The sequence below is a fragment of the Atopobium deltae genome (genome assembly GCF_001552785.1).
Taxonomy (GTDB): domain Bacteria; phylum Actinomycetota; class Coriobacteriia; order Coriobacteriales; family Atopobiaceae; genus Atopobium; species Atopobium deltae.
Window position 1 is genome coordinate 1 of record NZ_KQ959497.1, and the last position, 4,395, is coordinate 4,395.

The 4,395-nt window shown below is 46.7% G+C and carries 5 protein-coding genes; 3 read left to right on the top strand and 2 right to left on the bottom strand.

Features of this window, described 5'->3' with window-relative positions; translation table 11 throughout:
* Positions 1-136 precede the first annotated feature (136 nt).
* Positions 137-622, bottom strand: a complete 486-nt coding sequence (locus HMPREF3192_RS04090) for a nucleotidyl transferase AbiEii/AbiGii toxin family protein (protein WP_269447687.1) — start codon at positions 620-622, stop codon at positions 137-139.
* Between the two features lie 248 nt (positions 623-870).
* Here HMPREF3192_RS04090 and HMPREF3192_RS06800 point away from each other — a divergent pair, with 248 nt between their 5' ends.
* Genes HMPREF3192_RS06800 through HMPREF3192_RS04105 form a run of 3 tightly spaced genes read left to right on the top strand, consistent with a single transcriptional unit; the run spans position 871 to position 4,029 of the window.
* Positions 871-1,047, top strand: a complete 177-nt coding sequence (locus HMPREF3192_RS06800) for a ribbon-helix-helix protein, CopG family (RefSeq protein ID WP_156422860.1) — start codon at positions 871-873, stop codon at positions 1,045-1,047.
* On the top strand, positions 1,047-2,978 hold the full coding sequence (locus tag HMPREF3192_RS04100; RefSeq protein WP_066305665.1) for an HsdM family class I SAM-dependent methyltransferase: 1,932 nt from the start codon (positions 1,047-1,049) through the stop codon (positions 2,976-2,978). Before HMPREF3192_RS06800 ends, HMPREF3192_RS04100 begins: the two co-directional genes overlap by 1 nt.
* Positions 2,962-4,029: a restriction endonuclease subunit S gene (locus HMPREF3192_RS04105; RefSeq protein WP_066305667.1), complete on the top strand. Its 1,068-nt coding sequence runs from the start codon at positions 2,962-2,964 to the stop codon at positions 4,027-4,029. Before HMPREF3192_RS04100 ends, HMPREF3192_RS04105 begins: the two co-directional genes overlap by 17 nt.
* Positions 4,030-4,078: 49 nt before the next feature.
* Here HMPREF3192_RS04105 and HMPREF3192_RS06805 read toward each other — a convergent pair whose 3' ends face one another.
* Positions 4,079-4,237, bottom strand: a complete 159-nt coding sequence (locus HMPREF3192_RS06805; protein WP_156422861.1) for a hypothetical protein — start codon at positions 4,235-4,237, stop codon at positions 4,079-4,081.
* Between the last annotated feature and the right edge of the window lie 158 nt (positions 4,238-4,395).

A 4,395-nucleotide genomic window follows, 5' to 3' on the forward strand; every position in this document is an offset into this window, starting at 1 on the left:
GCCGTCTATCTTTCTGGGTTGGATAGACGGCTTTTTTGTGTTTGATTTTATTGCTGCGGGCGTACTAATACATAACTCTTTTTTGGTTGCAGAAAAAGGGTTGGCGGATAACCTGCTGTGTCCGAATAGATCAGCCTTAAAATCCCCTTTCATCTAAAGCTGTCCTTGAAGGCTGATAAATCTCACTATCGGGTTTAATTTGTGCTTGAGCTTTTGCCAAATCATCCTCAAGTAAATTTCGTTGTTGCATCGGTTGTTTTTGAGAAGATTCAATTTCTTCTGACGTATACCGAACGGCTGCAATATCAAGCGCTTGTAAGAACATTTCCGCAAGATGATTCTTATCAATTAAATCATCAGCTTGTGTTGCAAGTGTTATATCAAACTGCTCAATACCTTTTTCTGCAAAACCATCTCTATACTGATCTTTTACAACATCAGATAAGTTTTGCCAGTAGCGGGTTGTGATAAAAGCAACATCGTATAGATCTCTTATTCGGTCTCTATTCATGTAAGCGCTCATTTTCATCCGTGCAAGCTTATCTATAGAATATGTCCTTATGTTATTGACAACAACAGAATCCTTTAAGCTCAGCGCTTGGTTTCTAAATGAGCGCTTCACCTTCAAGGGCTTGTTGGCACCATAATGGATGGTAAAGCGCTGAACCGTATCAGTATATTTTTTCTTGTTGTATGTATAATCATTGTCTACGCAAAAACGTTTTTTATGTATGCTTCAGTGTCTATGTGTCCTATTGCCTTGATAGGTTTTCAGACGGTCTTGAAGGACACGAAAAAGGTTGATTTATCTGGTGAAATGTTATATAATAATACGTAATTACGTGAATACGTATCATAGGAGAGCTTGATATGAACAAGAAAGACGAAAAGACGTCGTCAGGGAACGTCAGGCGAACCAAGCTGACGCTCTCCGTGACGGCAGAGGATAAGAAGAGATTAAAAATCATTGCAGCCAAGAGGGAGAAATCCATCTCAGCGATGCTGCGTGAGTGGATTGAGGAAAATGCAGAGGAGGCTGAGAGATAATGGCAAAAAAGGAAGTTAAAACTGACCTTTGGGTCGCAAAGCAGCTCGATGAGTGCGGCATCAAGTTCGACGCTCAAGGGAGCAATACCAAAGAAATTGATGAGGCATTGAAAACCGCATCGAAAAGAGGGACTGGAAAATCCGGGTATCCAGAATATGTTGCCGTTATCGGTGATTTTGTGCTAGTCATTGAGGATAAAGCAGCTCTGGATAAGCATGTCAATCTGACCGATAAAGGTGTGATTGACACAGCCGTCAAATCTGTCACTGATTATGCGGTCAACGGAGCTTATTTTTACGGAAAGCATATTGCACAGAACAGCAGCTTCAAGAAGGTGTTTGCCGTTGGTGTTTCTGGCGATGAGAAACATCATACTATTACGCCTTTATGGGTCGATGACCGTGAAAGCTACAAGCAGTTGCCGGACATTGAATCTTTCGTCTGGTTCTCACCGAGCAACATCAACGAGTACTACACAAGGTATGTTCTGGAAGAGACTACCGATGTTGAAAAGACGACGGAACAGATTCTAAAGGACGCTGCTGAGCTTCACGAGTATCTGAGAACATATGGAACGCTGAAAGACCAGGATAAGCCGCTGGTTGTTGCGGGTATTCTGTTGGCACTCGATGAAATCGAATACGGCGGATTCAGCGTCGATTCGCTGACGGGTGACCAGATTGCGGGCAACCGTGACGGCGACAAGCTGATGAACGCCATCAAGACGCGTCTGACCCGTTCTAACGTGGGGCCGGATGCGAAGAAGGACAAGCTTCTTGCGGAGTTTACCATCTTGCAGACCAGCTTTAGATTAAACGAGGTCAACGAGACGCTTGGCAAGACGCCGCTGAAGTTTTATACGGAATTTCTGTATGAGCACGTGTTCAAGAACATCAAGTATCAGAAGACCTCCGAGGATTTCATCGGGCGTTTCTACGGCGAGTTTATGAGCTATTCGGGCGGTGACGGGCAGACGCTGGGCATCATCTTGACGCCTCGCCACATCACGGATTTGATGTGCGATTTGGTGGATATCCACCCCGACGACGTGGTGCTTGACCCGACGTGTGGCACAGCAGGATTTCTGATTTCTGCGATGCATAAGATGCTTCTCATGGCTGATAGTGACCAGCAGCGTAAGAGCATCAAGAAGAAGCAGCTTCACGGCTTCGAGCTTCAGAGCAATATGTTCGCGGTTGCTGCTGCGAACATGATTTTGCGCCGTGACGGCAACAGCAACCTCGAGTGTAGCGACTTTCTGGTCAAGAACCCGGCACAGGTGCAGATGAAGGGCGCGACGGTTGGTCTGATGAACCCTCCGTACTCGCAGGGTACGAAGGCAGACCCGAGCCAGTACGAGCTTTCGTTCATTGAGCACATGCTGGATTCTCTGACGGTCGGAGCGCGTGCTGCGGTTATCGTTCCGCAGTCATCCATGACGGGCAGCAAGTCCAAGGCAGAGCAGGCGTTCAAGGATGCCATCATGAAGCACCACACGCTTGAGGGAGTCATCACCTGCAACACGGACACGTTCTATGGCGTGGGCACGAACCCGGTCATTGCCGTTTTCACGGCACATGAGCCGCATCCGAAGGACAAGGTCTGCAAGTTCATCGACTTTAGGGACGACGGCTACGAGGTCAGGGCACATGTTGGGCTGGTCGAGGGCGACTCTGCCAAGGACAAGCGCCAGCACTTGCTGGACGTGTGGTTCGGGCGCGTTGAGGCACCGTCGAAGTTCTGCGTTGAGTCCACGGTCGAGCCGGATGACGAGTGGCTGCACAGCTTCTACTACTTCAACGATGAGATTCCTACTGATGCGGACTTCGAGAAGTCTATCGGCGATTATCTGACGTTCGAGTTCTCCATGGTCATGCAGAACCGAGAATATCTGTTCGAGGGAGGTGCTGACGATGGAAAGACTGAGTGAGAAGGAGTGGTCAACAGGAATTATTGGCGATGTATTCAGTGTTAGTGGTACAACTACAACGCATCCTAGCAAATTGATTGCAAATGGAAGTACGCCGAGAATAACATGCGCGTCAGTTAATAATGGATTGGATAGTTGTTACAGAAATGAACCGACTGAGAAAGGTGGTGTTTTGACTGTAGATAGTGCGACAGTTGGTACTGTGCTTTTTCAGCCGTCTGATTTTATTGCAACTGACCATGTTGAGAAAATTAGTGGCAATAAGTCTTTTGGTGAAGCTGAAGGCCTATTTATCAAGACTTGCATTGATATTTCCGTAGCTGGGAAATATCAGTATGGTTATAAATTTTCTCAGAATCGCGTTAAGCGTCAGAAACTGATGCTCCCCATCGATGACAAGGGCAATCCCGACTATGCCTACATGACGCTTTACTCCACTGAAGTGAGGGGGGGTATGCTCATGCGGTATAAAAACTTCATCGCAGGGCAGCTCTCCCAGCTGGAATACAAGGAAATACCTGCACTGAATGAGAAGGAATGGGGACATTTCCTTATCCCCGACGTTTTTTCGGGTATACAACGCGGAAAACGTCTGAAGAATGCTGACCATGTGCCGGGCGTTATCCCTTATGTCTCATCGACGGCAAACAACAACGGTGTTGATGATTACGTCAAGGCGACAGCAGGTACACGCTCATTTAGCGACTGCATTAGCCTTGCAAACAGTGGGAGCGTTGGAACTGCGTTCTATGAGCCATTTGAGTTCGTAGCGAGCGACCATGTGACAAGCCTGAAGCGTGAGGGCACATCGAAGTTTGTGTATCTCTTCCTCGTAACGACAATCGAAAGACAAGGCTCAAACTTCAACTTTAATCGTGAGATAAACGATGCAAGAATCAAGAAGATGCAGGTGATGCTTCCCGTTACTGATGCGGGTAAGCCTGACTACAACTATATGGAGCAATACGCCAAGAACATGATGCTGAGGAAGTACGAGCAGTATCTGGCGTTCATTGACCGCCAGAGCGCGGGTGAGGAGGTGACTTTATAGGTGGCAAAGACAAAGAAATTTGTTCAGAACGATAATAACCTTCCCGCACTCAACTCCATCTCTTAACTCCAAAAATTGATTTGTCCCAATCCACTTGCATTCCAGCAAGCTCTAAATTGTCTTCATCACCATAAAGGTCTTTTGTGTTTAGTAGCTCCAATTTATTAAGTGCATCTGCAAGCTGTTTTTCGATAGTGATTTTATTCATCCTCATCCTCCTGGTTTAGCTTTTCTTCAAAATCTGCCTGAGCCTTGTCATAAGCGCTTTGTGCTTGCCACCATGCACTCTTGGTAAATCCATACATAGCTGCAAGCTCATCATCTTCAAGCACTGGGAACCTCTTATGCAGCGCTTGGTGGGTTGCT

Bases quoted from the DNA above. Each gene is read 5' to 3' on its own strand.
- HMPREF3192_RS04100 (WP_066305665.1), top strand. From the start codon at position 1,047: ATGGCAAAAAAGGAAGTTAAAACTGACCTTTGGGTCGCAAAGCAGCTC.
- HMPREF3192_RS04105 (WP_066305667.1), top strand. From the start codon at position 2,962: ATGGAAAGACTGAGTGAGAAGGAGTGGTCAACAGGAATTATTGGCGAT.
- HMPREF3192_RS06805 (WP_156422861.1), bottom strand. From the start codon at position 4,237: ATGAATAAAATCACTATCGAAAAACAGCTTGCAGATGCACTTAATAAA.
- HMPREF3192_RS06800 (WP_156422860.1), top strand. From the start codon at position 871: ATGAACAAGAAAGACGAAAAGACGTCGTCAGGGAACGTCAGGCGAACC.